Origin of the sequence: Streptomyces purpurascens, from assembly GCF_045040895.1 — a bacterium.
Classification (GTDB): Bacteria; Actinomycetota; Actinomycetes; order Streptomycetales; family Streptomycetaceae; genus Streptomyces; species Streptomyces purpurascens.
In genome coordinates, this window is record NZ_CP108341.1 from 8,018,302 (window position 1) to 8,043,187 (window position 24,886).

Annotated in this window: 27 protein-coding genes, 2 tRNA genes and 1 pseudogene; 15 read left to right on the forward strand and 15 right to left on the reverse strand. The window is 72.3% G+C overall.

Features of this window, described 5'->3' with window-relative positions; all coding sequences use genetic code 11:
- The first annotated feature begins 2 nt into the window (after positions 1-2).
- The 5 genes from OHU35_RS36435 (at position 3) to OHU35_RS36455 (ending at position 2,646) form a co-directional block, all read left to right on the forward strand.
- Complete coding sequence (locus OHU35_RS36435; protein ID WP_189725989.1) at positions 3-920, forward strand: LysR family transcriptional regulator; 918 nt, start codon at positions 3-5, stop codon at positions 918-920.
- A gap of 46 nt (positions 921-966) precedes the next feature.
- Positions 967-1,545 carry an XRE family transcriptional regulator gene (locus OHU35_RS36440; protein ID WP_359889630.1) on the forward strand — a complete coding sequence of 193 codons (579 nt, stop codon included), beginning with the start codon at positions 967-969 and terminating at the stop codon, positions 1,543-1,545.
- Positions 1,542-2,075 carry a GNAT family N-acetyltransferase gene (locus tag OHU35_RS36445; RefSeq protein ID WP_405508326.1) on the forward strand — a complete coding sequence of 178 codons (534 nt, stop codon included), beginning with the start codon at positions 1,542-1,544 and terminating at the stop codon, positions 2,073-2,075. The genes OHU35_RS36440 and OHU35_RS36445 overlap by 4 nt, the downstream gene beginning before the upstream one ends.
- A gap of 30 nt (positions 2,076-2,105) precedes the next feature.
- A complete protein-coding gene (locus OHU35_RS36450; RefSeq protein ID WP_189725986.1) occupies positions 2,106-2,465 on the forward strand; it encodes an MmcQ/YjbR family DNA-binding protein in 360 nt (119 codons plus the stop codon).
- Positions 2,466-2,572: 107 nt separating this feature from the next.
- Positions 2,573-2,646: transfer RNA gene (locus OHU35_RS36455), tRNA-Pro, on the forward strand.
- Positions 2,647-2,700: 54 nt separating this feature from the next.
- Here OHU35_RS36455 and OHU35_RS36460 read toward each other — a convergent pair.
- The 7 genes and pseudogenes from OHU35_RS36460 to OHU35_RS36490 form a co-directional block, all read right to left on the reverse strand.
- Positions 2,701-3,702: a glycoside hydrolase family 43 protein gene (locus OHU35_RS36460; RefSeq protein WP_189725985.1), complete on the reverse strand. Its 1,002-nt coding sequence runs from the start codon at positions 3,700-3,702 to the stop codon at positions 2,701-2,703.
- A 30-nt stretch (positions 3,703-3,732) separates the two neighbouring features.
- Positions 3,733-4,260: an NUDIX hydrolase family protein gene (locus tag OHU35_RS36465; protein ID WP_189726303.1), complete on the reverse strand. Its 528-nt coding sequence runs from the start codon at positions 4,258-4,260 to the stop codon at positions 3,733-3,735.
- An 85-nt stretch (positions 4,261-4,345) separates the two neighbouring features.
- Positions 4,346-5,485, reverse strand: coding sequence for an amidohydrolase family protein (locus OHU35_RS36470; RefSeq protein ID WP_359889633.1), 1,140 nt, complete (start codon positions 5,483-5,485; stop codon positions 4,346-4,348).
- 1 nt (position 5,486) lies between these two features.
- Positions 5,487-6,890 (reverse strand): glutamine synthetase, encoded by a 1,404-nt coding sequence (locus OHU35_RS36475; RefSeq protein ID WP_405508328.1) that lies wholly within the window; start codon positions 6,888-6,890, stop codon positions 5,487-5,489.
- A gap of 9 nt (positions 6,891-6,899) precedes the next feature.
- The gene (locus tag OHU35_RS36480) at positions 6,900-7,712 is read right to left on the reverse strand and encodes an SAM-dependent methyltransferase (protein ID WP_359889638.1); all 813 of its coding nucleotides are present in this window, start codon (positions 7,710-7,712) and stop codon (positions 6,900-6,902) included.
- Positions 7,713-7,853: 141 nt separating this feature from the next.
- The gene (locus tag OHU35_RS36485) at positions 7,854-8,678 is read right to left on the reverse strand and encodes a hypothetical protein (RefSeq protein ID WP_189725981.1); all 825 of its coding nucleotides are present in this window, start codon (positions 8,676-8,678) and stop codon (positions 7,854-7,856) included.
- A gap of 110 nt (positions 8,679-8,788) precedes the next feature.
- Positions 8,789-9,352, reverse strand: a pseudogene (locus tag OHU35_RS36490) (LuxR C-terminal-related transcriptional regulator); the annotation flags it as partial.
- 129 nt (positions 9,353-9,481) lie between these two features.
- Here OHU35_RS36490 and OHU35_RS36495 point away from each other — a divergent pair.
- From OHU35_RS36495 to OHU35_RS36525, 7 genes are read left to right on the forward strand one after another with little or no spacing between them, the layout of a single operon-like run.
- Positions 9,482-10,120: a helix-turn-helix domain-containing protein gene (locus OHU35_RS36495; protein ID WP_405508330.1), complete on the forward strand. Its 639-nt coding sequence runs from the start codon at positions 9,482-9,484 to the stop codon at positions 10,118-10,120.
- A gap of 52 nt (positions 10,121-10,172) precedes the next feature.
- Positions 10,173-11,510 (forward strand): Xaa-Pro peptidase family protein, encoded by a 1,338-nt coding sequence (locus OHU35_RS36500; RefSeq protein ID WP_189725979.1) that lies wholly within the window; start codon positions 10,173-10,175, stop codon positions 11,508-11,510.
- Entirely contained in the window at positions 11,510-12,487 is a 978-nt protein-coding gene (locus tag OHU35_RS36505) for a thiamine pyrophosphate-dependent dehydrogenase E1 component subunit alpha (protein ID WP_405508332.1), read from the forward strand. Before OHU35_RS36500 ends, OHU35_RS36505 begins: the two co-directional genes overlap by 1 nt.
- Positions 12,475-13,455 (forward strand): alpha-ketoacid dehydrogenase subunit beta, encoded by a 981-nt coding sequence (locus OHU35_RS36510; protein WP_189725977.1) that lies wholly within the window; start codon positions 12,475-12,477, stop codon positions 13,453-13,455. Before OHU35_RS36505 ends, OHU35_RS36510 begins: the two co-directional genes overlap by 13 nt.
- A gap of 22 nt (positions 13,456-13,477) precedes the next feature.
- The gene (locus tag OHU35_RS36515; RefSeq protein ID WP_405508334.1) at positions 13,478-14,839 is read left to right on the forward strand and encodes an amidohydrolase family protein; all 1,362 of its coding nucleotides are present in this window, start codon (positions 13,478-13,480) and stop codon (positions 14,837-14,839) included.
- Positions 14,836-15,717 (forward strand): cupin domain-containing protein, encoded by an 882-nt coding sequence (locus OHU35_RS36520; RefSeq protein ID WP_405508336.1) that lies wholly within the window; start codon positions 14,836-14,838, stop codon positions 15,715-15,717. The genes OHU35_RS36515 and OHU35_RS36520 overlap by 4 nt, the downstream gene beginning before the upstream one ends.
- Positions 15,714-16,403: an SDR family oxidoreductase gene (locus OHU35_RS36525; protein ID WP_189725975.1), complete on the forward strand. Its 690-nt coding sequence runs from the start codon at positions 15,714-15,716 to the stop codon at positions 16,401-16,403. The genes OHU35_RS36520 and OHU35_RS36525 overlap by 4 nt, the downstream gene beginning before the upstream one ends.
- Before the next feature lie 105 nt (positions 16,404-16,508).
- On the opposite strand, the gene OHU35_RS36530 is transcribed toward OHU35_RS36525, so the two are convergent.
- From OHU35_RS36530 to OHU35_RS36540, 3 genes are read right to left on the reverse strand one after another with little or no spacing between them, the layout of a single operon-like run.
- A complete protein-coding gene (locus OHU35_RS36530) occupies positions 16,509-16,853 on the reverse strand; it encodes a DUF3140 domain-containing protein (protein WP_189725974.1) in 345 nt (114 codons plus the stop codon).
- Between the two features lie 35 nt (positions 16,854-16,888).
- Positions 16,889-17,371, reverse strand: a complete 483-nt coding sequence (locus OHU35_RS36535; RefSeq protein ID WP_405508337.1) for a Dps family protein — start codon at positions 17,369-17,371, stop codon at positions 16,889-16,891.
- Positions 17,368-17,625, reverse strand: coding sequence for a WhiB family transcriptional regulator (locus tag OHU35_RS36540; protein WP_189725972.1), 258 nt, complete (start codon positions 17,623-17,625; stop codon positions 17,368-17,370). Before OHU35_RS36540 ends, OHU35_RS36535 begins: the two co-directional genes overlap by 4 nt.
- 196 nt (positions 17,626-17,821) lie before the next feature.
- On the opposite strand from OHU35_RS36540, the gene OHU35_RS36545 reads away from it, so the two are divergent.
- Positions 17,822-19,009, forward strand: coding sequence for a thiolase family protein (locus OHU35_RS36545; protein WP_189725971.1), 1,188 nt, complete (start codon positions 17,822-17,824; stop codon positions 19,007-19,009).
- A gap of 73 nt (positions 19,010-19,082) precedes the next feature.
- On the forward strand, positions 19,083-19,856 hold the full coding sequence (locus OHU35_RS36550; RefSeq protein ID WP_405508338.1) for a sulfite exporter TauE/SafE family protein: 774 nt from the start codon (positions 19,083-19,085) through the stop codon (positions 19,854-19,856).
- Between the two features lie 7 nt (positions 19,857-19,863).
- Here OHU35_RS36550 and OHU35_RS36555 read toward each other — a convergent pair whose 3' ends face one another.
- From OHU35_RS36555 to OHU35_RS36565, 3 genes are all read right to left on the reverse strand, one after another.
- Complete coding sequence (locus tag OHU35_RS36555; RefSeq protein ID WP_405508340.1) at positions 19,864-20,664, reverse strand: HAD-IIA family hydrolase; 801 nt, start codon at positions 20,662-20,664, stop codon at positions 19,864-19,866.
- Positions 20,665-20,682: 18 nt separating this feature from the next.
- A complete protein-coding gene (cobF, locus tag OHU35_RS36560; RefSeq protein ID WP_359889653.1) occupies positions 20,683-21,453 on the reverse strand; it encodes a precorrin-6A synthase (deacetylating) in 771 nt (256 codons plus the stop codon).
- A 64-nt stretch (positions 21,454-21,517) separates the two neighbouring features.
- Positions 21,518-22,075, reverse strand: coding sequence for a DUF309 domain-containing protein (locus OHU35_RS36565; RefSeq protein WP_359889656.1), 558 nt, complete (start codon positions 22,073-22,075; stop codon positions 21,518-21,520).
- A gap of 99 nt (positions 22,076-22,174) precedes the next feature.
- Here OHU35_RS36565 and OHU35_RS36570 point away from each other — a divergent pair.
- Positions 22,175-22,248: transfer RNA gene (locus OHU35_RS36570), tRNA-Pro, on the forward strand.
- Between the two features lie 64 nt (positions 22,249-22,312).
- Here OHU35_RS36570 and OHU35_RS36575 read toward each other — a convergent pair.
- Positions 22,313-23,341, reverse strand: a complete 1,029-nt coding sequence (locus OHU35_RS36575) for an MASE1 domain-containing protein (RefSeq protein WP_405508343.1) — start codon at positions 23,339-23,341, stop codon at positions 22,313-22,315.
- Between the two features lie 87 nt (positions 23,342-23,428).
- On the reverse strand, positions 23,429-24,763 hold the full coding sequence (locus OHU35_RS36580; protein WP_229873098.1) for a PP2C family protein-serine/threonine phosphatase: 1,335 nt from the start codon (positions 24,761-24,763) through the stop codon (positions 23,429-23,431).
- Between the last annotated feature and the right edge of the window lie 123 nt (positions 24,764-24,886).

A 24,886-nucleotide genomic window follows, 5' to 3' on the forward strand; every position in this document is an offset into this window, starting at 1 on the left:
GCATGATCGAAGCGCGGCGGCTCCACATCCTCCGTGCGGTGGCGGACCACCGTACGGTGACGGCGGCTGCCGCCGCGCTGTACCTCACCCCGTCGGCCGTGTCCCAGCAGCTCGCCGCGCTGGAGCAGGAGACCGGACACCGGCTCGTCGAACGCGGCGCCAAGGGCGTACGGCTCACCCCCGCCGGTGAGATCCTGCTCAACCACACCAACGCGGTCCTCGCCCAGCTGGAGCGCGCCGAGGCCGAGCTGGCCGCGTACAGCTCGGGAGCGGCGGGCACCGTCACGGTCGCCTCCTTCGCGACCGGCATCGCCCTGGTCGTGGCGCCCGCGGTGGCCCGGCTCGCCGAGTCCGCGCCCGGGATCCACCTCCGCGTCCAGGACGCCGAGGGCGACGCCAGCCTGCCGATGGTGCTGGACCGGCAGGTCGATGTCGCCGTCGCCGTCGAGTACCGCGGTGCCCCGCCCGCCGACGACCCGCGACTGGCCCACGTACCGCTGTACGCCGAGCCCTTCGACGCCGTCGTGCCGGTCACCCACCGTCTCTCCGGCGCGCCGGAGGTCCCGCTCGCCGGACTGGCCAAGGACCCCTGGATCGGCCCGTACCCCGGCAACCCCTGCCACGACGTGGTGGTCCTGGCCTGCGAGAACGCCGGCTTCCAGCCCCGCATGGAGCACTCCTCGGACGACTTCCGCGCGGTCGTCGCCCTCGCCTCCGCCGACGCCGGTGTCGCCCTCGTACCGCGCTCGGCGCTGCGCGGCATGGACCTCACGGGCGTGGTCGTCCGCCCCGTCGACGGCACCGCCCCCACCCGGCGCGTCTTCGCCGCCGTCCGCCGGGGAGCCGAGGAGCATCCCCTGATCCGCCCGGTGCTGGACGCGCTCGGCGCGGCGGCCCAGGCGCAGCCGCTGCCGGTGTGAGGACTGCGAAACCCGGGTGTCTCATATCCGGGATAGCGTCCCGGATATGAGAACCGATGACGATGGTGCCGACCCCGTCGACACCCGGCTGGGGGTCCGTCTGGCGGAGCTGCGGACCGAACACGGCTGGTCCCTCGGCGAGTTGGCCGACCGCAGCGGAGTGAGCCGGTCCACCCTGTCCCGGGCCGAGCGGGCGGAGATCAGCCCCACGGCCTCGCTGCTGAACCGTCTGTGCGCCGTCTACGGGCGGACCATGTCCCAGCTGCTCAGCGAGGTCGAGGCCGAGCCGGCGCCCGTGGTGCGCGCGGCCGACCAGTCCCTGTGGCAGGACCGGGCCTCCGGATTCGTACGGCGGTCCGTGTCCCCTCCGCACTCCGCCCTGCGCGGCGAACTCGTCGAGGCCCGCCTCTCGCCCGGCGCCGACATCGCCTACGACCGTCCGCCCGTCGCCGGTCTGGAGCAGCACCTCTGGGTCCTGGAAGGCGCCCTCGACGTGACCGCGCAGGACACCGAACACCACCTCGGCACCGGCGACTGCCTGCGCATGCGCGTGTGGGGGCCGACCCGGTTCCGGTGTGCCGCTCCCGAGGGCGTGCGGTATCTGCTGGCGGTGGTGCGGCCGTGATCGTCAACCGTCTCGACGAAGCTCGACTCCGCCGGTTGGTGGGGGAGTTGGCGGTTCTGCTGGCCGGCACCGTCAACGCCGGTGCCTCGGTCGGCTTCCTCGCCCCGCTCGACCGCCCGGAGGCCCTCGCCTGGTGGGAGGAGCGGGCCGCCGACGTGGCCGCGGGCCGGCTCGTCGTGTGGGCGGCGTACGGCGGGGACCGGGTGCTGGGCACCGTGAGCCTGGCCTTCCCCGGCAAGGCCAACAGCCGTCACCGCGCCGAACTCGTCAAGCTCATGGTGGACCCGGACGCCCGAGGCCGCGGCCTCGGCCGCAGGCTCCTGGCGACGGCGGAGGACGCCGCCGCGGCGGCCGGGGTCACCCTCCTGCACCTGGACACCGAGACCGGCAGCCCCGCCGAGCAGCTGTACCGGTCCGCCGGCTGGACCGCGATCGGCGCGATCCCCGACTACGCGGCGAGCCCCGACGGAGTGCTCCGGCCGACGACGATCTACTACAAGCACGTACCCGCGGGCGCTCTCACCAGGTGACTGTCAGTGGGAGCGGCTACCGTGCCTGCCATGCCGGATGCCGAAGACGTACGACGTATCGCCCTCTCCTTCCCGGACACGACGGAGAAGATCGCCTGGAGCATGCCCACGTTCCGGGTCGCGGGAAAGATGTTCGCGACGCTGCCTGAGGACGAGACGTCCATCGCCGTGCGCTGTCCCAAAGTGGAGCGGGACGAACTGGTACTCGCCGAGCCGAAGAAATTCTGGATCGCCGACCACGAGGCGTCGTTCGCCTGGGTGCGGGCCCGGCTCGAAGCACTGGAGGACGAGGGCGAACTGCGGATCATCCTCGCCGACTCCTGGCGCCAGGCGGCCCCGAACCGGCTCCTGGAGGCGCATCCCCGGCTGGGACTCCCGACGGAAGAGTGACGTCCCCCGGGGGCCGGCCCCCGGAAACGGATGCGCGATCACCGGCACGAGTGCGGTATTGTTTCCCTGCGCGTTGGGCCGGGGGAACCCCCAGGTCAGACGGGCAACGGGACGTGGCGCAGCTTGGTAGCGCACTTGACTGGGGGTCAAGGGGTCGCAGGTTCAAATCCTGTCGTCCCGACAGAATCGACCAGCGGGTCTGCCGGAAGGCAGGCCCGCTGATTGCGTTGTGAGGTCAGCCGCCGCCGTCGAGGTCGTCGCGTCGGCGCACCACCTCCAGCTCGTGATCGCGCAGCCGCATCTCGTACAGCTTCCCGCGGGCGTTCTCGAAGGGCCGGTGGAGGATCATCATCAGCCGGTCGTCGAAGGTGTGGAACAGCATGCCGTGGCCGCTGTCCTCGCGGACCAGTGGCCGGTGCTGCTCCCACGGGCCCCGGACGTCCCCGGATCTCGACACGGCGTAGGTCTGTACGTAGCCGCCGCTGATGGTGCCGTCCTGCCCGGCCGCGTTCTTCTCGTAGGTCGACCACAGCATGAGCAGGGACCCGTCAGGGGTGCGGTACAGCTGAGGGCCGTCGGTGATGTAGGGCGGGAGCTGGTGGGGTACGCCGGCGGGGATCTGCTCGGCGGTCCAGGGCGCGTCCGAGGCCTTGAAGAGATAGACCGGGTCGCCGGTCGTCCGGGACAGGTCCGGAGCCAGCCGGACCGCCTCCATCGTTCCGTCGATGGTCTGGAGCCACTCGTGCGCGTACACCATCCAGGGCTGCCCGGACGGGTCGACGTACAGCGTGCCGTCGAGGGTCATGAGGTGCTCGGGCGGGACGGGGCGTGAAGGGTCGAGCACGGTGAACGGGCCGAGCAGTGAGTCGGAGACCGCCGTGATCGTGCCGCGCATATGGGTCGGGGTCCGGAACGGGACGCCCCACTGGTTGGGCGCTGGGACCGGGAGGGGCCTGTCCTCGTTGTGCAGCGTGGTGAACAGGTAGTACCTGCCGTCCCACGCGTGCACCTCAGGCGCCCACGCGCCGTCCGTCGCCCAGATTCCCTCCTGCCCGGCGGTCCGGAACACCACTGCGGGGCGTGTCCAGTCGCGCAGGTCGTGGCTGCGGTAGACCATCGTGCCGGTGCCGTCCTCGCCCGACACGGACGGGACGTTGGACGTGTAGAGGTGGTAGGTGCGGGTCTCGGCGTCGGCGACGACGAACGGATCGTGCAGCGGCATGTCGGGAAGCCGCATAGCTCACCCCTTCGTGAGGGCCCGCACCTGTCAGATCACACAGCCCGCATGGGCCAGCGCCTGCTTCAGCAGCACTCCGTGTCCGCCCGGCATCTCGCTCTGCACCGCCTCGGAGACGGCCTCCTGCGGGCTGAACCACACCAGGTCGAGTGCGTCCTGCCGGGGCCGGCAGTCGCCCGTCACCGGCACGATGTAGGCCAGCGACACCGCGTGCTGGCGGGGGTCGTGGTACGCCGTGATGCCCTGCGTCGGGAAGTACTCCGCGACCGTGAAGGGCTGGAGCGACGCCGGGACGCGGGGGAGCGCGACCGGGCCGAGGTCCTTCTCCAGGTGGCGCAGAAGGGCGTCGCGGACGCGTTCGTGGTGCAGCACGCGGCCGGAGACCAGCGTCCGGCTGACCGTTCCGTCGGGCCCGATGCGCAGCAGCACACCGACACTGGTGACTTCGCCGCTGTCGTCGACGCGTACCGGGACGGCCTCGACGTACAGGATCGGCATGCGGGCGCGTGTCATCTCCAGTTCGTCGGAGGACAGCCAGCCGGGCGTGGTTTCGGTCATGTCAGACATTGCTTGATCATACTTTCAGCCGTTCGGACTTCCTGGATAGCCGCTCCAGGGGAACTGTGACCGGACCCACGCCGTCCTAATCCCCTCCCGGCCTGTCGTCCGGCAGCCGGTAGACCCGCCGGGCGTTGTCCCGTCCGGCCCACCGCGCGATGCGCAGCGCGTCCGGCAGGGACAGCTCGTCGGCGTCCACCCGCTCCTGGAGCAGCCCCGCGAGTCCATGCCGGAAGGCGAGCGCCCCGAGGTGGAAGAACTCGGCCACACCGTACGCGTCGGAGCTGTACAGCAGTTTGCGGAACGGTGTGATCTCCAGGGCCTCCGCGAGGACCGCACCGGCCCGGGCGGGGCCGACGTAGTGCAGGGTGAGACCGACGTCGAGGTACACCTGCTCGAAGACCGCCGCGAGGTAGGCGGCCTGGCGCTGGTAGGGCCAGCAGTGCAGCAGCAGTACGGGGATCGTCCCGGCGGTCAGATGCAGCCAGTCCGTGAGGTGGGCGGGGTCGGCCCGGTGCAGCCGGATGTCGTTGTCGCCGAACCCGGTGTGCAACTGGAGCGGCAGGCCGAGGTCGACGGCGGTCCACAGCAGGTGCCGTACGAGGACCGGGTCGGCCAGCCGGCCGCCGCGGGCGGACCAGCGCCGGGCCGCCTCGGTGACCTCCGCGTCCGAGGGGCGGGCCGGGTCCAGGTCGAAGCCGGTGCGGTAGGCCGCCACCGACTTCACGGCCACCACGCCGGGCCGCCGCACGGCGTCGAGCGCGGCCGCGCGGAAGACGTCCGCGTACGCGTCCGGTTCGACCCCGGCGGCCCGCACCGACTCGGCGACCCCCTCCAGCCGTACGACCTCGTACGCGGACCCGCCCGCTGCCTCGGCGAGTTCGGGCGGGGCGGTGAGCCGGTCGGCGGCGAAGCCGGTGTCGACGCAGAGGACGTCCGTGCGCGCTGCGCGCAGGAAGCGCCGCTGCACCTCGTGCCATCCCAGTTCGGAGCGGCGGGCGAGGTACTCCTCGACCGGGGCGTGCCGGGGCAGGTCCAGCAGGGGAGCGCAGTGGCGGCGCACGGCCACGCCCACGGGGCTGTCGAACGGCGAGACGCCCGGCCAGGCGTCGCCCTCCGTGATGAGCGACTCGAAGGCCGCGCGGTCGAGGTCGGCGGTGACGGTGCCGTGGCAGTGGTGGTCGACCAGGTTCAGGGCGTCGAGCGTCTCGCGGACCGCGCTCACGTCAGTACTTCCAGCGGTACGCAGCCGCCACCTGGTCGTCGTCCAGCCCGGCCACGGACGCCAGTTCGCCCCGCCGCACGGCGATCACCGCGTCGGCCAGGACCGGTCCGAGTGCCGCCCGCAGCGGTTCGTCCGCGCGGAACTCCTCGACGGCCTCCTGCAGCGAGACCGGCAGCCGCCGGACGCCCCGGGCCGCCGCCTCCGCCTCCGCCAGCCGTGCCGGGTCCCCGGTGGTCTCCCCGGGCAGGGCGGCGGACGACGTCAGGCCGTCCAGCCCGGCGGCGATCAGGGAGCCGATCGCGAGGTAGGGGTTGGCTGCCAGGTCGACCGGTTTGATCTCCAGGTTGGCCGCCTGGTCACGCAGGCCGGCGGTGCCGGTGATGACACGCAGCGCGGTCTCCCGCGTCTCGCGGCCCCAGGCGGTGAACACACCGGCCCACTGGGAGGGCCTGAGCCGCAGATAGCTCGCCGGGCTCGGGGCGGTCACGGCCGTGAGGCCGGGCAGATGGGCGAGGAGGCCGGCCGTGAACGACTCCGCCTCGGCCGTCATGCCGTACCAGCCCTCGCCCCCGGAGTGCAGATTGACGCCGTCACGCCAGGCGGAGAGGTGGACGTGGCCGCCGTTGCCGACGCCCTGTCCCACGACGGCCGGGGCGAAGGAGACCCGGAGGCCGTGCCGCTGGGCCACCGCGCGGACGGTCTGCCGTACCAGCACGCTGCGGTCGGCCGCCGCCACCGGATCGACGGCACCCACCGAGATCTCGAACTGCCCGGCCGCGTACTCGGGATGGACCTGTTCGACGTCGATGCCCTGCGCCGCGCAGGCCGCCAGCAGGTCGGCGGTGTAGTCGCCGAGCTCGACCTGCCGGGCGGCCCCGTACGCCGGTCCCGTCGCCGCGGGCGTGAACGTGTCGCCGGGAGCGTCGCCCCGGGCCACGGTCCACTCGATCTCGATGGCCGCCCGGAAGGCGAGACCGTGGTGCTCGGCCGCCTCGGTGACGATCCGGCGCAGCAAGGTGCGCGTGCAGCCGGGATGCCGCTCCCCGTCCTGCGTGATCCGGTCGACCGGCGCCCACGCCCAGCCGGGCTGCCCGGCCAGCACCACCAGTTGGTCGAGGTCGGGGTAGAGACGCAGGTCGCCGTCGGGGGAGCCGAGCACGTCGGTGGTGACGATGGAGTCGTTCGCCAGGAACGTGTCGAACACCGGGGACATGCCGACGCCCCAGGCCGCGGCGGAGGCGAGCCGGGCCGTCGGGACGGTCTTCACCCGGCCGATGCCCGCGGTGTCGACATAGGCCAGCACGACGCCGTGCACGCCCCGGCCGGAGAGCTCGCCGCTCAGCGCGGTGGCCCGCTCGACGTCGCCGGGGCGGCCGCCGGGCACCGGATCGGCCAGGGTGGTCATACGTCCTCCTCAGGGCTTCACGGCCACCGCGCCGATCTGCGGTACCAACACGGCCGAGCCGGCTTCGGCATGCCACTGCCCGCACGACACCAGGCCCGGTTCGAGCAGCTCGAGACCCTCGAAGAAGGCGGCGATGTCCGTGCCGCTGCGGGCGGTGATCGGGGGAGTGGCGTTCTCGTTCCAGAACTTCATGGCCGGGATCTGGCCCGCGCCGCCGAACTCGTCGTCGAAGGTGGGGTGGGTGAGGACCAGGAAGCTGCCGGAGGGGACCGCGGCCATCACACGGCGCACGATGTCCCGGGCCTTCTCGGTGTCCAGCACGAAGTTCAGGATGCCCAGCATCATGACGGCGACGGGCCGGTCGAAGTCGAGGGTGTGCCCGGCCCGTTCGAGGATGGCGTCCGGGTCGTGCACATCGGCGTCGATGTAGGCGGTGACGCCGTCCCGGGTGCCGGTCAGCAGGGTGCGGGCGTGCACCAGCACGATCGGGTCGTTGTCGACGTAGACGATCCGTGAGTCGGGCGCGATCCGCTGGGCGATCTCGTGGGTGTTGTCCGCCGTCGGCAGCCCCGTGCCGATGTCGAGGAACTGCCGCACTCCGCGCTCGCCGGCGAGGAACGACACGGCCCGGCCCAGGAACTCCCGGTCCGCCCGGGCGATGTCCCGGATGATCGGGAACATGCCGGCGACGTGCTCGCCGACCTGCTGGTCGACCTCGTAGTTGTCCTTGCCGCCGATCCAGTAGTTCCACACGCGCGCATTGTGCGCCACACCGGTGTTCAGCCGCGCCGAGCCGCTCGGCGGGGTGTGGCTCTCACTCACGTCTCTTCCTCTCCTCGCACGAGCGGCCGGAAGTCCGGCCATCGCCGCCATTGTGCCGTTCCGGTGATCACGTTGTCCCGGGAATCGGCGGAGGCGGGAAGGCGGGAAGGCGGTCGGCGTGGGGGAAGGCGGCGCGTCGTGTTACTCGACCTCGCTGGGGTCCGGAGAGGGCGTCTTGCCGGCCAGCACGTCCTTCAGATTCTGGGTGCCGATCTTCACCGCCTGTTCGACGGAGTCCTGCTCGTCCCCGTCGAGCCCGCCCGCCGTGACGGTGATGGCGTCGTTGCCGACGCGTACGGCGGCGACGTCCACGGTCAGCGTGGCCTCGGTGCCCCCGGTCGTGCCCTGCACCGTCACGCGCAGGCCTTCACGCGCGTCGCCCACCTTGGGCAGCGAGGTCTCGATGACCTGGACGGTGCGCTTCTCGCCGCCGTCGGTCACGGTGAACTGGTCGCACTTGTCCGGCAGGGTCGCCATCCAGTTCATGGCGCCCTGCGGGTCGGTCCGGTCATAGGAGGCGACCTGGTACAGCAGGCGTGAGTTGCCCTCCTCGAAGCCGCGCAGCGCGGATGATCCCGACGGCCTGCCCAGCAGATCGTCGTCGAAGAGGGAGTCGAGGAGCCGCTGGCAGTCGGCGGCCTGGGCCTTGGCGGTGAGGAAGTCGGAGACGTCGACCGTGCCGATGAACAGGCTGTCGTGCCAGTTCTCGGCCTCCGTGTCCTTGACCTGGCTCCAGTCTTCCTCGATGTCCGCCTCGGTGATCAGCGCGGCCCGTGCGCCGTCCGTGGTGAGGGTGGCGGTGGGAGAGGGAGTCTGCTGCTTCCCGGCGACCTGTGTCGCGGTGATGCCCGACGCGCGCGATCCGTCTCGGTCGCCGTCGTCCGAGCAGGCGGCGGTGGTCAGCAAGGTGCCTGCCGCCAGGGCGGAGGAGAGAACGCGGGCGAGCGGGGACGGACGACGGGTCATCGGGAGTGCCTCCTGAGAACGTGACGCGTGTCCTCAGCGCACCACCGGCACCGGCGGGCCACCACCGGCACCGGACTGTTCGGGTGAGCGCCGCCCGGAGCGCGGACGCCTCACGCTCCGGCCTGCGCGTGCCCGTTCTGCCAGGCCCAGGCCGCGATCTCGACGCGGTTCCGGGCGGCCAGTTTGAGCTGGACGCTGGACAGATGCGTCTTGACCGTGGAGAGGGAGACGTACAGTTCGGCCGCGATCTCGGCGTTGGTGCGGCCGAGGGCGACCAGGCGGACCACGTCCAGTTCGCGCTCGGTCAGCGGTTCCTCGAGCTGGGCCGTGGGGGCCGGGGACACCGGCCGCGGCGCGCTGCCGGCGGCCGGCGCGGCGGTGAGGTGCTTGAGCAGACGGACCGTGACCGACGGGGAGACCAGCGAGTCGCCCGCGGCGGCGGCACGGACGGCCTCCGCGAGCAGGGTCGGCCCGGAGTCCTTGAGCAGGAAGCCGCAGGCGCCGCCGCGCAGCGCGCCGTACACGTACTCGTCGAGATCGAAGGTGGTGACCACGACCACCCGCAGCGGGTCGACGACATCCGGTCCGGCCAGCAGCCGGGTCGCCTCCAAGCCGTCCAGCTTCGGCATCCGGATGTCCAGCAGACACACGTCCGGCCGCTCACGGCGGGCCAGCGCGCCGGGTCGCGGTGCAGGACGGACTTCTGGACCGGGCTCGCGAAGCCCGCGACCGCACCTGGCTTCCGGGCTCCTGCGCGCTGTTCAATGAAGCTGTACACCCGCCGAGCGCGAGAGGAGCCGCCCGTGTCCCCCGCCGTCGTGCCGCCCGTCGGCGCGCGCATCCGGCAGGCCCGACTGGAGCGCGGCACGAGCCTGCGCGCGCTGGCCCGGGAGGTCGGTGTGTCGGCGAGTCTCGTGTCGCAGATCGAGACCGGCAAGAGCCAGCCCTCGGTCAGCACGCTGTACGCGATCACGACGGCCCTCGGGATCTCGGTGGAGTCCCTCTTCGACGCACGGGCCTCGTCGCCCGTGGCGGGTGCGGGCACGCCCGGTTCCCTGCCGCACGCCCTCGCGGCCTTCGCCGCCGACCCGGGGCGGCGTATCGGCCCGCTGGTCGGCGCGGGTGAGCGCGAGACGCTGGAGCTGGACTCGGGGGTCGTGTGGGAGCGCCTCGGCCGCGTGCCGGGCGCGGAGGTCGACTTCCTGCTGGTGACCTACCGGCCCGGCGGCTCCTCCGCGGGCTCCGGCGGACTGATGCGGCACGGGGGCACCGAGTACGGCTATCTGACCTCCGGCGAGCTGATCCTCACCCTCGGTTTCGACGAGTACACGGTGCGCCCGGGCGACGCCGTCTGCTTCGAGTCGACGACTCCCCACCGATACCGCAACGATGGAGAGGTACCCGCTGTGGGCGTCTGGTTCGTGTCCGGCGATGTTCAGTGACACTTGACACCCCTGGCACCCGGGCGTTCACTCCGAAGTGGGGGTGGTCGCCATGGCGATCCGCACATATGGACCCAACGCCGTCGACTGGGAAGAACGCATCGACCTGGACCGGCTGCGCGGGCAGCGGCTGGCCCGGCTGCACGAGTCCCTGAACCGGTCCGAGCTGGGCGCGGTGCTCAGCTTCGACTTCGCCAACATCCGCTACATGACGGCCACACACATCGGCACCTGGGCGATGGACAAGCTGATCCGCTTCGCCCTGCTGGTGCGGGACGGCGAACCGGTCGTCTGGGACTTCGGCTCCGCCGCCCGCCACCACCAGCTGTACAACCCGTGGCTCGACTACAGCGACGGCAAGGGCGGTCCGCCCACCGGCGCCCGCGCCGGCATCTCCACCCTGCGCGGCGCCTTCCACCCGGACGCCGGGATCGCCGAGGACGTGGCCGCCAAGATCGCCGCCGAGCTGCGCGACCACGGGCTGGCGAACGAACCGCTCGGCGTCGACGTCGCCGAGATGCCCGTCCTGGCCGCCCTGCGCGCCGAGGGCATCGACGTCGTCGACGGACAGCAGGTCTTCCTTGAGGCCCGCCGGATCAAGACCGGCGACGAGATCGCCCTGCTCACCCAGGCCTGCGCCATGGTCGACGCGGCCTACGAGGAGCTCTACGGCCATCTGCGCCCGGGGGTCCGCGAGAACGAGTGCGTCGGGGTCGTCAGCAAGGTCCTGTACGACCTCGGCAGCGAGTACGTCGAAGGTGTCAACGCCATCTCGGGCGAGCGCTGTTCACCGCACCCGCACGTCTACAGCGACCGGCTGATCCGCCCCGGCGACCCGGCCTTCTTCGACATCCTGCACAGCCACCTCGGCTACCGCACCTGCTACTACCGCACCTTCGCCGTGGGCAGCGCCTCCCGCGCTCAACGGGACGCGTACGTCCGCTGCCGGGAGTACATGGACCAGGCGATCGCCCTGGTCCGGCCCGGGGCCACCACCGCCGACATCGTCCAGGTCTGGCCGCGCGCCGAGGAGTTCGGCTTCGCCGACGAGACCGCCGCCTTCGCCCTGCAGTACGGCCACGGTGTCGGACTGTCGATCTGGGAGAAGCCGATCTTCAGCCGCCTGGTCTCCCTCGACCACCCCGAAGTCCTCGAGGAGGGCATGGTGTTCGCCCTGGAGACCTACTGGCCGGCCGCCGACGGCTGGTCCGCCGCCCGGATCGAGGAGGAACTGGTCGTCACCGCCGACGGCTGCGAGGTCATCACCAAGTTCCCCGCCGAGGAACTGCTGGTGGCCGGGCGCAAGTACTGGACGGTGGGCGGCGAGCTGAACACCCGCCGCGAGGCGCAGTCCCACCTCAACACCTCCCGCGGCGACGGGGCGGGCTGATGGAACCGGCCCGGCTTCTCGCCGCCTACGAGCGGATGGCCGTCATCCGCCGTACGGAGAAGGCCGCCCACGACCTGTTCCTCCAGGGGCTGGTGAAGGGCACCACCCACCTCGCCGCCGGGCAGGAGGCGATCGCCGTGGGGGCGAGTGCCGCCCTGCGCCCCGACGACTATGTGTTCGCCACCTATAGAGGCCACCACCATGCCCTCGCCCGTGGCGCCACGCCCGAGGAGTGTCTGGCCGAGCTGATGAGCCGGGCGACCGGGCTGTGCCGGGCCAAGGGCGGCTCCATGCACCTGACCAAGGCGGCCACCGGCATGCTCGGCTCGTACGCCATCGTCGGATCCCACCTCCCCATGGCGGTCGGCGCGGCCTGGTCGGCCCGGCTGCGGGGGACCGAGCAGCTGGCGGTCGCCTTCTTCGGCGACGGCGCCACCAACATCGGCGCCTTCCACGAGTCGCTCAACCTGGCCGCCGTGTGGAGACTGCCCGTGCTGTTCGTGTGCGAGAACAACCTGTACATGGAGTACACGCCCATCGCGGATGTCACGGCGGTGCCCCGGCCCGCCGCCGACCGGGCGCCCGCGTACGGCATCCCGGGCGTGGTGGTCGACGGCAACGACGTGGTGGCCGTGGCGGAGGCGGTGGGGCGGCTCGCGGGGCGGGCCCGGGCAGGAGACGGGCCCGCCGTGCTGGAGGCGGAGACCTACCGCCACTTCGGGCACAGCCGCACCGACCCGGCTACCTACCGCCCGGCCGAGGAGGTCGAACGGTGGCTCAAGCACGACCCGTTGGACCTCGCGCGGGGACGGCTCGCCGAGCTGGGCATCGGGACGCAGGCCGTCGCGGAGGCCGACGAGCGGGCCCGGGCCGTCGTGGAGCGGGCCGTCGAGGCGGCGAAGGCCGCGCCGCCGCCCGACCCGCGGGAGGCACTGACCGACGTGTGGGCCGACGGAGGTGCCGCATGGCGGACGTGATCACCTACCGGGACGCCGTCGCCGAGGGCATCGCACGCGAGATGCGCCGGGACGCGTCGGTGGTGTGCCTCGGGGAGGACATCGGCGCGGCCGGCGGGGTGTTCAAGACGACCGTGGGGCTGCACAAGGAGTTCGGGCCCGGGCGGGTGTGGGACACGCCCATATCCGAACAGGCCATCGTGGGCGCGGCGATGGGCGCCGCCCTGACCGGGATGCGGCCCGTCGCGGAGATCATGTTCTCCGACTTCCTGGCCTGCTGCTGGGACTACCTCGCCAACGAGATCCCCAAGGTGCGCTACATGACCGGCGGCCAGGTGACCGTGCCCCTGGTCGTGCGCACCGCCAACGGCGGCGGACTCGGCTTCGGCGCCCAGCACTCCCAGGCCACCGAGAACTGGGCGCTGACCGTCCCGGGCCTGAAGATCGCGGCACCGGCGACGCCCGCCGATGTCATCGGCATGCTGGCGGCGGCGATCCGCAGCGACGACCCGGTGGTCTTCTTCGAGCACAAGGCCCTCCTGGCCACCAAGGGCGCCCCGCCACCGCCCGGTCACGTCGTCGAGCTGGGACGGGCCGCCGTCGTGCGCGAGGGCACGGACGTCACGCTCGTCGCGCTGGCCTCCATGGTGCCCTTGGCCCTGCGGGCCGCCGACGTGCTGTCGGGGGAGGGGATCGAGGCGGAGGTGATCGACCTGCGCTCGCTGGTCCCGCTGGACACCACGACCGTCCTCGGCTCTCTCGGCAGAACCTCGCGGCTCGTCACCGTCGAGGAGAACCCGTACCAGGGCGGCTGGGGCGCCACCGTTGTCTCGGTCGTCGCCGACGAGGGCTTCGGCCTGCTGGACGCGCCCGTGCGGCGGGTGACGGGGGAGTGCGTCCCGCTGCCGTTCGCCGACGCGCTGGAGGAGCAGGTCATCCCCACCGCAGAGAAGGTCGTGGCGGCGGTCCGGAGCCTCGCCGCGTACTGAACACCCCATGGAAGGAACCGCGATGACTGATCGGACACTCCTTCGCGCCGGGCATGTCCTATCGATGGACCCCGCGGTCGGGGACCTGCCGAGGGGTGACGTCCTCGTCGAAGACGGGAAGATCGCGGCCGTACGGCCCGAGATCAGCGCCGACGCCGAGGTCCTCGACATGACCGGCCGCATCGTCATCCCCGGCTTCGTCGACACCCACCGCCACACCTGGGAGGCCCCGATCCGGGGCGTCGCACCCGACGCCACCCTCGACGACTACTTCGTCGACGTCCTCGACAGCTTCGCACCCCTCTACACCCCCGAGGACGTCTACGCCGGCAACCTCGCGGGCGCGCTGGAATGCCTCAACGCCGGCATCACCACCCTCGTCGACTGGTCGCACATCAACAACACTCCCGAGCACCCTGGCGCCGCGATCCAGGGCCTGAAGGAATCCGGCATCCGGGCGCAGTACGCCTACGGCAGCGCCAACACCTCCCTCGCCGAGTACTGGTCCGAGAGCAAGATCGCGATCCCGGCGGACGACGTACGGCGGATCCGGTCGACGTACTTCGCCTCCGACGACGGCCTGCTGACCATGGGCCTTGCCACCCGCGGACCCGGCTTCTGCGTCGACGGCGTCGTCGCCGCCGAGTGGGCGCTGGCGCGCGAGCTGGGCATCCCGATCACCGTGCACGTGGCGATGGGGCGCCTCGCCGGCCGCTTCGGCATGGTCAAGCAGCTCCACGGCCTGGGGCTCCTCGGCCCGGACACCACCTACGTCCACTGCTGCTACTTCAGCGAGGAGGAGTGGCGGATGGTCGCCGACAGCGGCGGCACGGTGTCGGTCGCGCCGCAGGTGGAGCTCCAGATGGGGCACGGCTGGCCGCCCGTGATGCTGGCGATCGAGCACGGTCTGCGACCCTCGCTCAGCATCGACGTCGTCACCACCGTGCCCGGCGACATGTTCACCCAGATCCGCGCCGCCTTCGGCGCCGAACGCGCCCGCGTCAACGCCGACTGCTGGCAGGCCAACATGCCGGCGCCCAGCACCATGCTGACAGCGCGCCGGATGCTGGAGATCGCCACTCTCAACGGCGCCCATGTCGCAGGGCTCGAGGACCGCACCGGCTCCCTGACCCCCGGCAAGCGCGCCGACATCGTCGCGATCGACGCCACCGCGCCGAACGTCGCCCCCGTGCACGACGCGACAGCCGCGGTGACCCTGTGCGCGGACGTGTCCAACGTGGACACCGTCCTGGTCGACGGCGTGATCCACAAGCGCGACGGGAGGCTGCTCGCCGACACCGGGCGGGCCCGCCGGCTCGTCGAGGAGTCCCGCGACCGGCTCCTCGCGGCGAAGGAGGCGAAGAGGGAGAGGGCCACCGCATGACGAACCACCTGGTGCGCCGCGCCGCCGGCCGGCCCGATCCGCCGTACGACGGCCACGGCCACCGGCGGCGGACGCTGGTCGGCGAGGACGACGGCAGCGTGCACACCGGCTTCGGCCTCTGTGAACTGCGGCCGGACGGCCGGGTGCCCGCCCATGTGCACTCGTACGAGGAGACCTTCCACGTCCTCGACGGGGCCGTGATCCTCGACGTGCCCGAGGGCTCGTACCTCCTGGAGCAGGGCGACTACGGCCTCCTGCCGACCGGCGTTCCGCACGCCTGGCGTGAGGCAGGGGACACGGGCGGGCGCTGGGCGGACATGCTGGCCCCCGTGCCGCGGGCGCGCTACGGGCACGACACCCAGGCGGTGCCGGAGCTGCCCGCCCGTGACCCGGTCCGGATCGACGTCCGCGACCCGCGCACCAGGACCTTCGGGCATTTCGAGCCCGACCAGATGGATCCCGGCAAGCAGTCCCAGGACCTGCTGGCCGCCACGGCGAGCATGCGGACCGCGCTGCTGGTCTACAGCGGCATCACCGTGAAGATGATGGTCGACGGCGACCTGGGCGCGGTCGCCTCGACGATGTTCATGGTGCGGTACGCGTCCGACGGCGTCATCGGCACGCACGACCACCCCTTCGAGGAGACGTATCTGATCCTCGAGGGCGTGGCGGAGGCCACCCTCGACGGCGAGCGGTACCGGCTGGAACCCGGCGACCTCGCGTGGGCGGGCGCCGGTTGTGTGCATGGGTTCGTCAACGCCGGGCAGGGGCCCCTGAGGTGGCTGGAGACGCAGGCGCCGCAGCCGCCGTCGCGACACTCCTACCGGTTCACGCGGGACTGGGACTACCTGCGCCAGGCGCTTGAGGAGGAGTCATGAGCAGTGTCCTTGTCGTCGGAGGCACGTCGGGGATCGGCCTGGAGTTCGCCCGGGCCCGGGCCGAGTGCGGGGACGACGTGGTCCTGACCGGCCGCGACGCCCACCGAGCCGACACGCTCGCCAAGGAGTTCGGTGCCCGGGGTCTGGCCCTCGACCTGTCGCGACCGCTGGAGGTCGCGGCGGCGCTGGCCGACATGGGGCGCGTCGACCATCTGGTGATCGCGGGTGTTTCCCGGGACGACAACAAGGTGACCGAGTACGACATCGACGCCGCGCTGCGGCTGGTCACCCTCAAGCTCGTCGGCTACACCGAGGTCGTGCACACGCTGCGCACCCGGTTGCACGACGACAGCGCCATCGTGCTGTTCGGCGGCCAGGCCAAGGAACGCCCCTATCCGGGTGCGACGACGGTGGCGACCGTCAACGCGGGCGTGCGCGGCCTGATGAACTCCCTCGCCGTCGAACTCGCTCCCGTCCGGGTCAACGCCGTGCATCCCGGTGTCGTCGGCGACAGTCCGTACTGGCAGGCCAAGCCGGAGAAGGTACTCACCACACTGCGTACCGAGACGCCCACGGGCCGCCTCACCTCGATGGCGGACGTGGTGGACGCGGTCGACTTCCTGCTGCGCAACCGCTCGGTCAACGCGGTCGAACTGACCGTGGACGGAGGGTGGTTGCTGGGCTGAGCAGGCGGCCTCCCGCCACGGCGGAGGCCGCCGCGGATCGCGCGGCCCCGCCTCGTGCGGGGGCACGGGCGGTGGCCGGCGCGATGCGCTACCGGCGGCTCTCCGCTACGCCTTCAGCGGATCGTGGCCGACTGTCATCAGCCGGTGCCGGCGGCGTGTGTCCTCGGCCGTCACCTCGGGCAACGGCTCGTTCTCCAGGTCCACCTGCGAGGTGACCCTGTCCACGACGTTCCGCATCACCCGCAGATCGTCCTCGGTCAGGTCGGTGCGCCGCTTCTGGAGGATCGCCAGGACGTGCTGTCCGGTCTCGCTCCCCGCCTGGTCGGGCAGCGGCTCCGCGTTCTCGTCGGCGTCCCGCATCCGCAACCAGGCCGCGAGCTCCTGCGACGTCATGTTCACCACGCGGTGGAAGTCCTCCCACAGCGCGTCGAGTTCGAGGGCGTCGGTCATCGGGTGCCCCTTCCGTACGTACGTGTGCGCGCCGGTCAGCCCTCGCGGGGGAAGTTCTCGGCGTCGAACATCCACCGCTGCTTCTCCAGCTCCGCGGTGATGCTGATCAGCAGGTCCTGGGTGACCAGGTCCGCCTTCTCGGTCGCGTCGATGCGCTCGCGCAGCCGGCCGACGGCGTCCTGGAGGGACTCCACCAACACCTGCACGGCGTCCGAGTCACGCACCCAGCCCTCCTTGGGGGCGGGCAGCGTGAACGTCTTGGCGATGGTCTCCGGCCGGCCGTCCGGCGGCACACCGAGCGCCGCGGACCGCTCCGCGACCGTGTCGGCGAAGTTCCGCGCGGCCGTCACCACCTCGTCGAGCTGGAGGTGGATGGACCGGAACCGCGGGCCGACGATGTTCCAGTGGGCCTGCTTCCCGATCAGCGAGAGTCCGAGCAGATCGACCAGGGTGTCCTGGAGTGCCTCGCAGGAGACCCGGCGGGCCTCGTCGGGCAGGGTGCTCCTCACGGCCGTCATAGGGTGCTTCTCCTTCTCGCGTCGTTCTTCGTCGTCCGGAGCAGTGCGTCGCGCTCCTCCTCGCAGGTCCCGCCCCACACGCCCGAGGCCTGGCCGCTGCTCAGCGCGAAGCTCAGGCACTGGTCGGTCACCGGGCAGCGCGCGCAGATCCGCTTCGCGGCCGCGACGTCCCGCAGGGCCGGGCCCGCCGTGCCCACGGGAAAGAACAACTCGGGGTCCTCGTCCACGCAGGCGGCGCTCCGCAACCACTCCATGAACGCGCGGGTGCCCCGGGCGCACTGGTGCAAACGCGACCCGTGACGCTCGCGACCAGGCCCCGGAGCGACGTGCCGACCTGCGGCGATGCCCGCCCCGGACCCGTGTGCCCCCGGAATCCTCACAGGCGGCAGGGCGAGGGACTATAGTCCGAAACTAGCAGTGCTAATTAATGTGCGGTGTGAGGAGCCTCTCGTGCGTCCCGTCCACTTCGCGGCCGCCCGCCGCACCCCCATCGGCAAGCTCAGGGGAGCCCTCTCCGCGGTGCGGCCCGACGACCTCGCCGCGACCGTGGTCCGCGCCCTGGTCGGCGACGTGCCCGCGCTGGACCCGGCCCGCGTCGACGACGTCTACTGGGGCGCCGCCAACCAGGCAGGCGAGGACAACCGCAACGTCGCCCGCATGGCCGCCCTGCTCGCCGGCCTTCCCGAGTCCGTCCCCGGGGCCACGGTCAACCGGCTCTGCGCGTCGGGCCTGGAGGCCGTGACCACGGCCGCCCGCACCATCGCCGCCGGCGAGGCCGACATCGTGATCGCGGGCGGCTCCGAGTCGATGAGCCGCGCCCCCTTCGTCCTGCCCCGCCCCGACGAGGCCCTGCCCCACCGCATCGAGACCGTCGACACCCGCCTCGGCTGGCGCCTGGTCAACCCCGCGATGCGGGACCTGCACGGCCTGCTGTCCATGGGCGAGACGGCGGAGGAGGTCGCCGCGCGGTACGGCATCGCGCGCGAACGCCAGGACGACTTCGCCCTGCGCAGCCACCAACGCGCCGCCCTCGCCCGCAAGAATGGCCACTTCGACGACGAACTCCTGCCCGTGGAACGCCCCGACGGCGTGGTCGTCGACACCGACGAGTGCGTCCGCGAGGACACCTCCTACGAGAAGCTGTCCCGGCTGAAGCCGGTCTTCCGGGACGGCGGCACGGTCACCGCGGGCAACGCCTCCCCGATGAACGACGGCGCCGCCGGCCTCCTCCTGGTCAGCGAGGAGGCCTTGAACGAGCTGGGCCTTCAGTCCCTGGGCCGCTACGTCGCCGGTGCCTCCGCCGGTGTCCACCCCGACGTGATGGGCATCGGCCCGGTCCCCGCCACCCGCAAGGCACTCGCCCGCGCCGGCTGGAGCGTCGGCGACCTGGAGGAGGCCGAGTTCAACGAGGCCTTCGCGGCCCAGGCCCTGGCCTGCGTCGACCAGCTCGGCATCGACCCCGACCTGGTCAACCCGAGCGGCGGCGCCATCGCCCTCGGCCACCCCCTGGGCTGCTCGGGCGCCCGCATCCTGACGACGCTGCTCCACCGCATGCGGCGTACGGGGGCGGGGCGGGGGCTGGCGACGATGTGCGTCGGGGTCGGGCAGGGGAGTGCGCTTCTGGTCGAACGGGCGTAGCCCGACGCCCCCGGGCCACCAGGCGAGACGGCACTGCGACGCCCCGTTCGTTGCACATAGCATCAGTGTTCGCATGGACACGATGACGCTCTGGAACATCACCGGCTGGGAGTTCGCCGCACTCGCCTTCGCGGCCTTCCTCGTCGGTTTCTCGAAGACCGCCGTGAGCGGGGCCAACACGGTCAGCCTCGCCATCTTCGCCGCGGTGCTGCCCGCCCGCGCCTCCACCGGCGTCCTGCTGCCGGTCCTGATCGCCGGAGACCTGCTGGCCGTCGCCACCTACCGGCGGCACGCCCACTGGCCCACCCTGTGGCGGCTGTTCCCGGCGGTCGCCGCGGGCGTCGTCGTCGGCACGGTGTTCCTGATGTGGGCCGACGACGCGATCGTACGGACCTCGATCGGCGCGATCCTGCTGCTGATGGCGGCCGTGACCGTGTGGCGTCGGCGTACGGCGGACGCGGAGGAGCAACCGGACTCGGTCACCAGCCGGGCGGGCCGGGCCAAGGCCCGCTCCTACGGCGTCCTCGGCGGCTTCACCACCATGGTCGCCAACGCGGGCGGCCCGGTGATGTCGATGTACCTGCTCTCCGCGGGCTTCCGCAAGCTCGGCTTCCTCGGCACGTCGGCCTTCTTCTTCCTGATCGTCAACGTCTCCAAGCTGCCCTTCAGCGCCGGCCTCGGCCTGATCGACGGCCGCTCCCTGCTCCTCGACCTGGCGCTCGTGGTGTTCGTCGTGCCCGGTGCGCTCTTCGGCAAGTGGGCGGTGCACAAGATCAACCAGCGGCTCTTCGAGCAGCTGGTCATCGCGGCGACGATCGTGGGCGGACTGCAACTCCTGCTCCGCTGACCGGCACCTACCGCTGCGCGGAGCCCCGCAGCAGCGCCGGGAGGTCCGCGAAGGAGTCGATCACGTGGTCGGGCGTGCCGTCGGCGGCCCGGAGCGCCTCCGGCTGGAACTTGCCGGTCCGCACGAGGACCCCGGTGACACCGGCCCGCTGCGCCGCGAGCACGTCGGACTCGACGTCGTCGCCCACCATCACGGCCTCGCCCGCCCCCGCGCCCACCCGGGCGAGCGCCGCCTCGAAGAACGCCCGCGCCGGCTTGCCGGTGATCTCGGCCTCCACCCGGGCGGCCTGCTCGAGACCGGCCAGGAACGCACCGGAGTCCAGCCGCAGCCCCTCGTCCGTACGCCAGTACAGGTTGCGGTGCATCGCCACCAGCCGGGCCCCGCGCTGCAGATGCCCGAAGGCCCGGTCGAGCGCCGCCCAGCCGAACTCGGGACCGGCCCCGCCGACCAGCACGACATCCGGCGCGGTCCCGGTGCCCGCCGCGTCCACGAGGGTCACACCGTCGAGGTCCTCCTCGATGTCGCCGCTGTTCAGCAGGGCGCACCGGGCGCCGGGACAGTGCTCGGCGAGATAGGTGGCGGTGGCCGCGGGGGCGGTCAGGATGTCCTCGGCGGACACCGGGAACCCCGCGTCCGCCAGTGTCCCGGCGATCGAAGCCCGCGTACGGGAGGTCGTGTTGGTGACCAGCAGGACGGCGAGCCCGGCTTCCCGGACCTCCCGCAGCGCCTCCACGGCCCCGGGCAAGGGCCGCCACGAGACGGTGAGCACCCCGTCGATGTCGATCAGTACGGCCCGCACGGACTCCATGTCCGGACGATAGCCCGGTCAGTCGCGGGGGTGCCTGCGCAGCAGATACGTGTCCATGATCCAGCCCTTGCGCTCGCGGGCCTCGGCACGCAACCGCTCGATGCGGGGCGCCGCCTCGGCGATCGGGCCGGAGACGAGGATCTCGTCCGGAGTGCCGATATAGGCGCCCCAGTAGATGTCGGCGTCCTCCTGCGCGTACTGCCGGAAGGTCTGCTGGGCGTCGAGCATCACCACCACGTCGTCCACGCCCTCCGGGAAGCCCTCCGCGAGCCGTCGCCCGGTGGTGATCTGCACGGGCCGGGCGATGCGGTTGAGACCCGTCCGGTGCCGGGCGACGAGCGCCGAGACGCTGCTGATGCCGGGGACGACGTCGTACTCGAACGCCACCGCGCCCCGCCCCAGCACCTCCTCCAGGATCCCCAGCGTGCTGTCGTACAGCGAAGGGTCTCCCCACACCAGGAACGCGCCGGTCTCCTCCTCGCCGAGGTCCTCCGCGATCAGCCGCTCGTAGATGTCGGCGCGGGCGCTGCGCCAGTCCCCGACGGCGGGGGAGTAGGCCGCGCCGTCGGCGGCCCGGTCCCGCTCCGGGTCGCGCGCCTCGACGACGCGGTACGTCCCCTGCGGCAGGTGCGTGTCGAGCATGTCCCGGCGCAGCCGGGTGAGGTCCGCCTTCACCTCGCCCTTGTCCAGGATGAAGAACACGTCCGTGCTCCGCAGCGCCCTGACCGCCTGCAGGGTCAGCTGCTCGGGGTCGCCCGCGCCGATACCGATGACATGAATCTTTCGCACACCCCGAGTCTGCCGCACGCCACCGACAGCCCCCGCACCGCGTCCGGCTGGTCAGCGCGTCTGGTCAGCGCCCCGTGCCCGCCCCCCGAAGCCGAGGCGCCCGAGCCCCCGCGTCCACGGCCCGGCCGTCCCGTTCCACGTCCTGGGCCAGTTCCCTGGCCCAGGCGGCGATGCCCTCGAGGTCGATGCCGTGCGGCAGCGGCTGCCCGGAGCCGGCGGCCCACGCCTCGATCGCGCCCGCTCCGCGTCGCAGCAGCCGTGCCCCGCCCGTGAGGTTGCCGCGGGCGGCGTGGGTGAGGCCCACGGCGAGCTGGGCGAGACCGCGCCACAGCTCCCGCTCCGCGTCGGGGCCCGACTTCCAGGCGTCCTCGAAGACCTCGTGCGCGTGGAACGGCTTCCCCTCGTCCAGCAGCCGCTGCGCCTCGGCGACGGTCTCCTGCGGCGTGCGGACCACGCCCTCGGGCTGCCGGGGCACACCGTCCGTGCCGTACGGCAGGGGCCGCCCGAGACCGTCCCGCGGCCGGGCGTTGCGTGCCCGCCCCTCGCTGTCGCGGTCCCGGGCGTCGCCCGACCGGTCCGCGGAGGTGCTTCCCGTCTGTCCCGTGCTTCCTGTGCTGCCCATACGCCGATTGTCCCGCCCGGGCCGTTTTCGGCGCGGCCAGGGGTGTGGGGTAAAGTGCTGTTCGCGCGATCACGCGGTTCACCGCGAGTGGGCGCGCATCGGGACGTGGCGCAGCTTGGTAGCGCACTTGACTGGGGGTCAAGGGGTCGCAGGTTCAAATCCTGTCGTCCCGACAGAGTGCCTGGGAATTCTCCCCGGGCAGGGCCTTGCTCCACTTCGGTGGGGCGGGGCCCTTCGTCATTTCGGGGCCGTGTCCCGCGCTTCCCGCTCACCCTCACCGGCGGGAAGAGCGGGGCGGCGGTCACTGGCCGCGATCTTCGTGACCATCTCGGCGAGCTGTCCGCACGCCAGCGCGATCTCCCGCTCGGTCTGGGCGCGTTCGTTGACCGCCGCTCCGAGCAGGAGCGCGGTCAGCGAGACGGAGCCGTTGAACGCCTGCAGGGTGATCATGTTGGTGAAGAGGTCGCGACCGGCGAACGGGCCCGTGTTCTGCGCGGCCGCGATGATCGCGAAGGTCGACACGGCGAGGGCACAGGGCGCGGCCCCGGCCAGCCCGAAGCGGAAGGCCGCCCAGACCAGCAGCGGGAAGCCGAGGAACAGAAGCGGCGTGGCGCTGGTCTCCACGAAGCCGACGCAGATCGTGCCCGCCACGAGCAGGATCCCCTCCACCCATCGCGACAGCGGGGCGCCCTGGGGACGGCGCGCCGAGCGGAGAAGCAGCAGGACCGGTGTGACCGCCAGGACGCCCACCGCGTCGCCGGTCCACCAGACCGACCACGTCGCCCAGAACTCGCCCGCGTCCAGCACCCCGGTGAGGACGAGCGTCCCGGTGCCCACCGTGGCGCTGACCAGCATGCCGGTGAACGCGCCGAGAAAGATCAGCGCGAGGGCGTCACGCAGGCGGTTCATCCCGCTGCGGAACCCGGCGCGGCGGAGCAGGGCGTACGAGCAGACAGGCGCGAGCGTGTTGCCCGCCGCGATCGCGAGTACGGCCAGGAACGACGGCCCCAGCGCGATGTTGACCAGGAACGCCCCGAGTGCGATCCCCGGCCAGACCCGCGGCCCGCGCAGCAGCAGGGCGGCCAGCGCGATGCCGCTCGGCGGCCACAGGGGAGTGACCTGGCCACGCACCTGCTGCTGGAGCAGTCCGAGCTCGGCCGAGCCGTAGTAGAGCGCGGCGACGGCGCAGATCTCCAGGGCGAGCGAGCCACCGCGCCGGACCCGGGCACGCCGCGCGACCGCCATCGGGGACCTCCGCTTCGACATCCCCTCGACCATCATCCGTCGGATCCCCAGGACCTTCCACGGCACCGTTGAACTGGGTGTCCGGCCCCGCTACGGGGCGCGGGGGCCTCAGGCGGGCGGGGTGCGCAGCGCGAGGACGGCCATGTCGTCGTGACCGTCGCTCGGGTGGTGATCGGCCAGCGCGCGCACGAACTCCCGCAGGGGGCGATGCGCATGGGCGGTGGCGAGCACGGCGAGCTCGTCCAGGCTCTCGTCGATGGAATGGGCGGGATGTTCGATCAGCCCGTCGGTGAAGAAGACCACGGTGGTGTCCGGAGGGAGGAACCGGGAGTGGTCGGGGCGGGGTTCCTCGAGGTCGACCCCGAGCGGCAGTCCGGGATCGGCGATCAGGTACTCCGCCTGCCCGTCGGGGGTGATCAGCAGGGGCGGGACATGGCCCGCCGAGCTCCAGTGAACGCGCCAGCCCGGTCCCTCCGGTTCGATGCGGGCCAGGGCGGTGGTGGTGACGGGGTTGGTCGTGATGGCCTGGAGTATGCGGTCGAGCCGGGCCAGGAGCGCGCCGGGCGTACTGCCCCGGTCGAACAGCAGGGCCCGCAGCATGTTGCGGGTGGAGGCCATGGCGGCCGCGGCCTTCAGATCGTGGCCGACCACGTCCCCGATGACGACCGCCACGGTGCCGCCGGACAGGGGGACCGCGTCGTACCAGTCCCCTCCGAGCTTGCTGGGCTCGGCGGCCGGCCGGTAGACGGCGGCGGCGGTGAAGGGCCGCAGGTCGGGCAGCGCGGGCAGGAGAAGCCGCTGGAACTGCTCGGCTCCGACCCGCACCTGTTCGAACAGACGGACGTTCTCGATCGCGATCCCGGCGGCGCTGGCCAGGGCCGTGACGACGTTCTCGTCATGGATGTCGAAGGGCTGTCCGTCACGCCGCTCGGCGAGGTACAGATCGCCGTAGATCTCGCCGCGGACGCTGATGGCGACTCCGAGCAGCGTCCGCAGATGCGGATGGCCGGGCGGGAAGCCGACGGCGGACGGATGGGCCGGGATGTCGTCGAGCCGCAGAGGCTCGGGGTGGCTGATCAAGTGGCCCAGGACGCCCAGACCGCGAGGCAGGTCGGTGCCGGCCAGGTCGTCGAGTTCCCGCTCGGACAGCCCGGCGGTGATGAACTCCTCCAGGCGCTCTCCGGAGGCGTTGAGCACGCCCAGCGCGCCGTAGCGGGCGCCGACCAGGTCCATGGCGGTGGTCACGATGCGGTGCAGCACCGCGGTCAGCTCCACCTCCCGGCTGATGGCCACCACCGCGCCCAGCAGGCCCTGCATCCGGTCCATGGCGTCCAGCAGGGCGCGCAACTGCTCGTCGATCCGGCCCAGCTCGGTACGCAGGCGCACGTGCAGGTCGGGCAGCTGCGGCTGCCTGGGATGCTGCCCTCGCCTCTCTCCTGCCATCACGAGCGCCTCGCGGCCTGATGTCGGGTCTCTCCAGCTTAGTGCGGCTTTCCCGCCCGGCTCGGCGCCGTCGCCCGCGACCGTGGGACCGTGGAGGGGAACGGACATCCGGACCTCCCCGAG

What these genes read in the sequence shown, in the direction of transcription:
- OHU35_RS36475 (WP_405508328.1), bottom strand. Translation starts at nt 6,890, where the DNA reads ATGACCACCCTGGCCGATCCGGTGCCCGGCGGCCGCCCCGGCGACGTC.
- OHU35_RS36575 (WP_405508343.1), bottom strand. Translation starts at nt 23,341, where the DNA reads ATGTCGAAGCGGAGGTCCCCGATGGCGGTCGCGCGGCGTGCCCGGGTC.
- OHU35_RS36565 (WP_359889656.1), bottom strand. Translation starts at nt 22,075, where the DNA reads ATGGGCAGCACAGGAAGCACGGGACAGACGGGAAGCACCTCCGCGGAC.
- OHU35_RS36485 (WP_189725981.1), bottom strand. Translation starts at nt 8,678, where the DNA reads ATGACCCGTCGTCCGTCCCCGCTCGCCCGCGTTCTCTCCTCCGCCCTG.
- OHU35_RS36580 (WP_229873098.1), bottom strand. Translation starts at nt 24,763, where the DNA reads ATGGCAGGAGAGAGGCGAGGGCAGCATCCCAGGCAGCCGCAGCTGCCC.
- OHU35_RS36540 (WP_189725972.1), bottom strand. Translation starts at nt 17,625, where the DNA reads ATGGAGTGGTTGCGGAGCGCCGCCTGCGTGGACGAGGACCCCGAGTTG.
- OHU35_RS36525 (WP_189725975.1), top strand. Translation starts at nt 15,714, where the DNA reads ATGAGCAGTGTCCTTGTCGTCGGAGGCACGTCGGGGATCGGCCTGGAG.
- OHU35_RS36535 (WP_405508337.1), bottom strand. Translation starts at nt 17,371, where the DNA reads ATGACGGCCGTGAGGAGCACCCTGCCCGACGAGGCCCGCCGGGTCTCC.
- OHU35_RS36555 (WP_405508340.1), bottom strand. Translation starts at nt 20,664, where the DNA reads ATGGAGTCCGTGCGGGCCGTACTGATCGACATCGACGGGGTGCTCACC.
- OHU35_RS36465 (WP_189726303.1), bottom strand. Translation starts at nt 4,260, where the DNA reads ATGACCGAAACCACGCCCGGCTGGCTGTCCTCCGACGAACTGGAGATG.
- OHU35_RS36550 (WP_405508338.1), top strand. Translation starts at nt 19,083, where the DNA reads ATGGACACGATGACGCTCTGGAACATCACCGGCTGGGAGTTCGCCGCA.
- OHU35_RS36440 (WP_359889630.1), top strand. Translation starts at nt 967, where the DNA reads ATGAGAACCGATGACGATGGTGCCGACCCCGTCGACACCCGGCTGGGG.
- OHU35_RS36520 (WP_405508336.1), top strand. Translation starts at nt 14,836, where the DNA reads ATGACGAACCACCTGGTGCGCCGCGCCGCCGGCCGGCCCGATCCGCCG.
- OHU35_RS36515 (WP_405508334.1), top strand. Translation starts at nt 13,478, where the DNA reads ATGACTGATCGGACACTCCTTCGCGCCGGGCATGTCCTATCGATGGAC.
- OHU35_RS36500 (WP_189725979.1), top strand. Translation starts at nt 10,173, where the DNA reads ATGGCGATCCGCACATATGGACCCAACGCCGTCGACTGGGAAGAACGC.
- OHU35_RS36460 (WP_189725985.1), bottom strand. Translation starts at nt 3,702, where the DNA reads ATGCGGCTTCCCGACATGCCGCTGCACGATCCGTTCGTCGTCGCCGAC.
- OHU35_RS36530 (WP_189725974.1), bottom strand. Translation starts at nt 16,853, where the DNA reads ATGACCGACGCCCTCGAACTCGACGCGCTGTGGGAGGACTTCCACCGC.
- OHU35_RS36450 (WP_189725986.1), top strand. Translation starts at nt 2,106, where the DNA reads ATGCCGGATGCCGAAGACGTACGACGTATCGCCCTCTCCTTCCCGGAC.
- OHU35_RS36435 (WP_189725989.1), top strand. Translation starts at nt 3, where the DNA reads ATGATCGAAGCGCGGCGGCTCCACATCCTCCGTGCGGTGGCGGACCAC.
- OHU35_RS36510 (WP_189725977.1), top strand. Translation starts at nt 12,475, where the DNA reads ATGGCGGACGTGATCACCTACCGGGACGCCGTCGCCGAGGGCATCGCA.
- OHU35_RS36505 (WP_405508332.1), top strand. Translation starts at nt 11,510, where the DNA reads ATGGAACCGGCCCGGCTTCTCGCCGCCTACGAGCGGATGGCCGTCATC.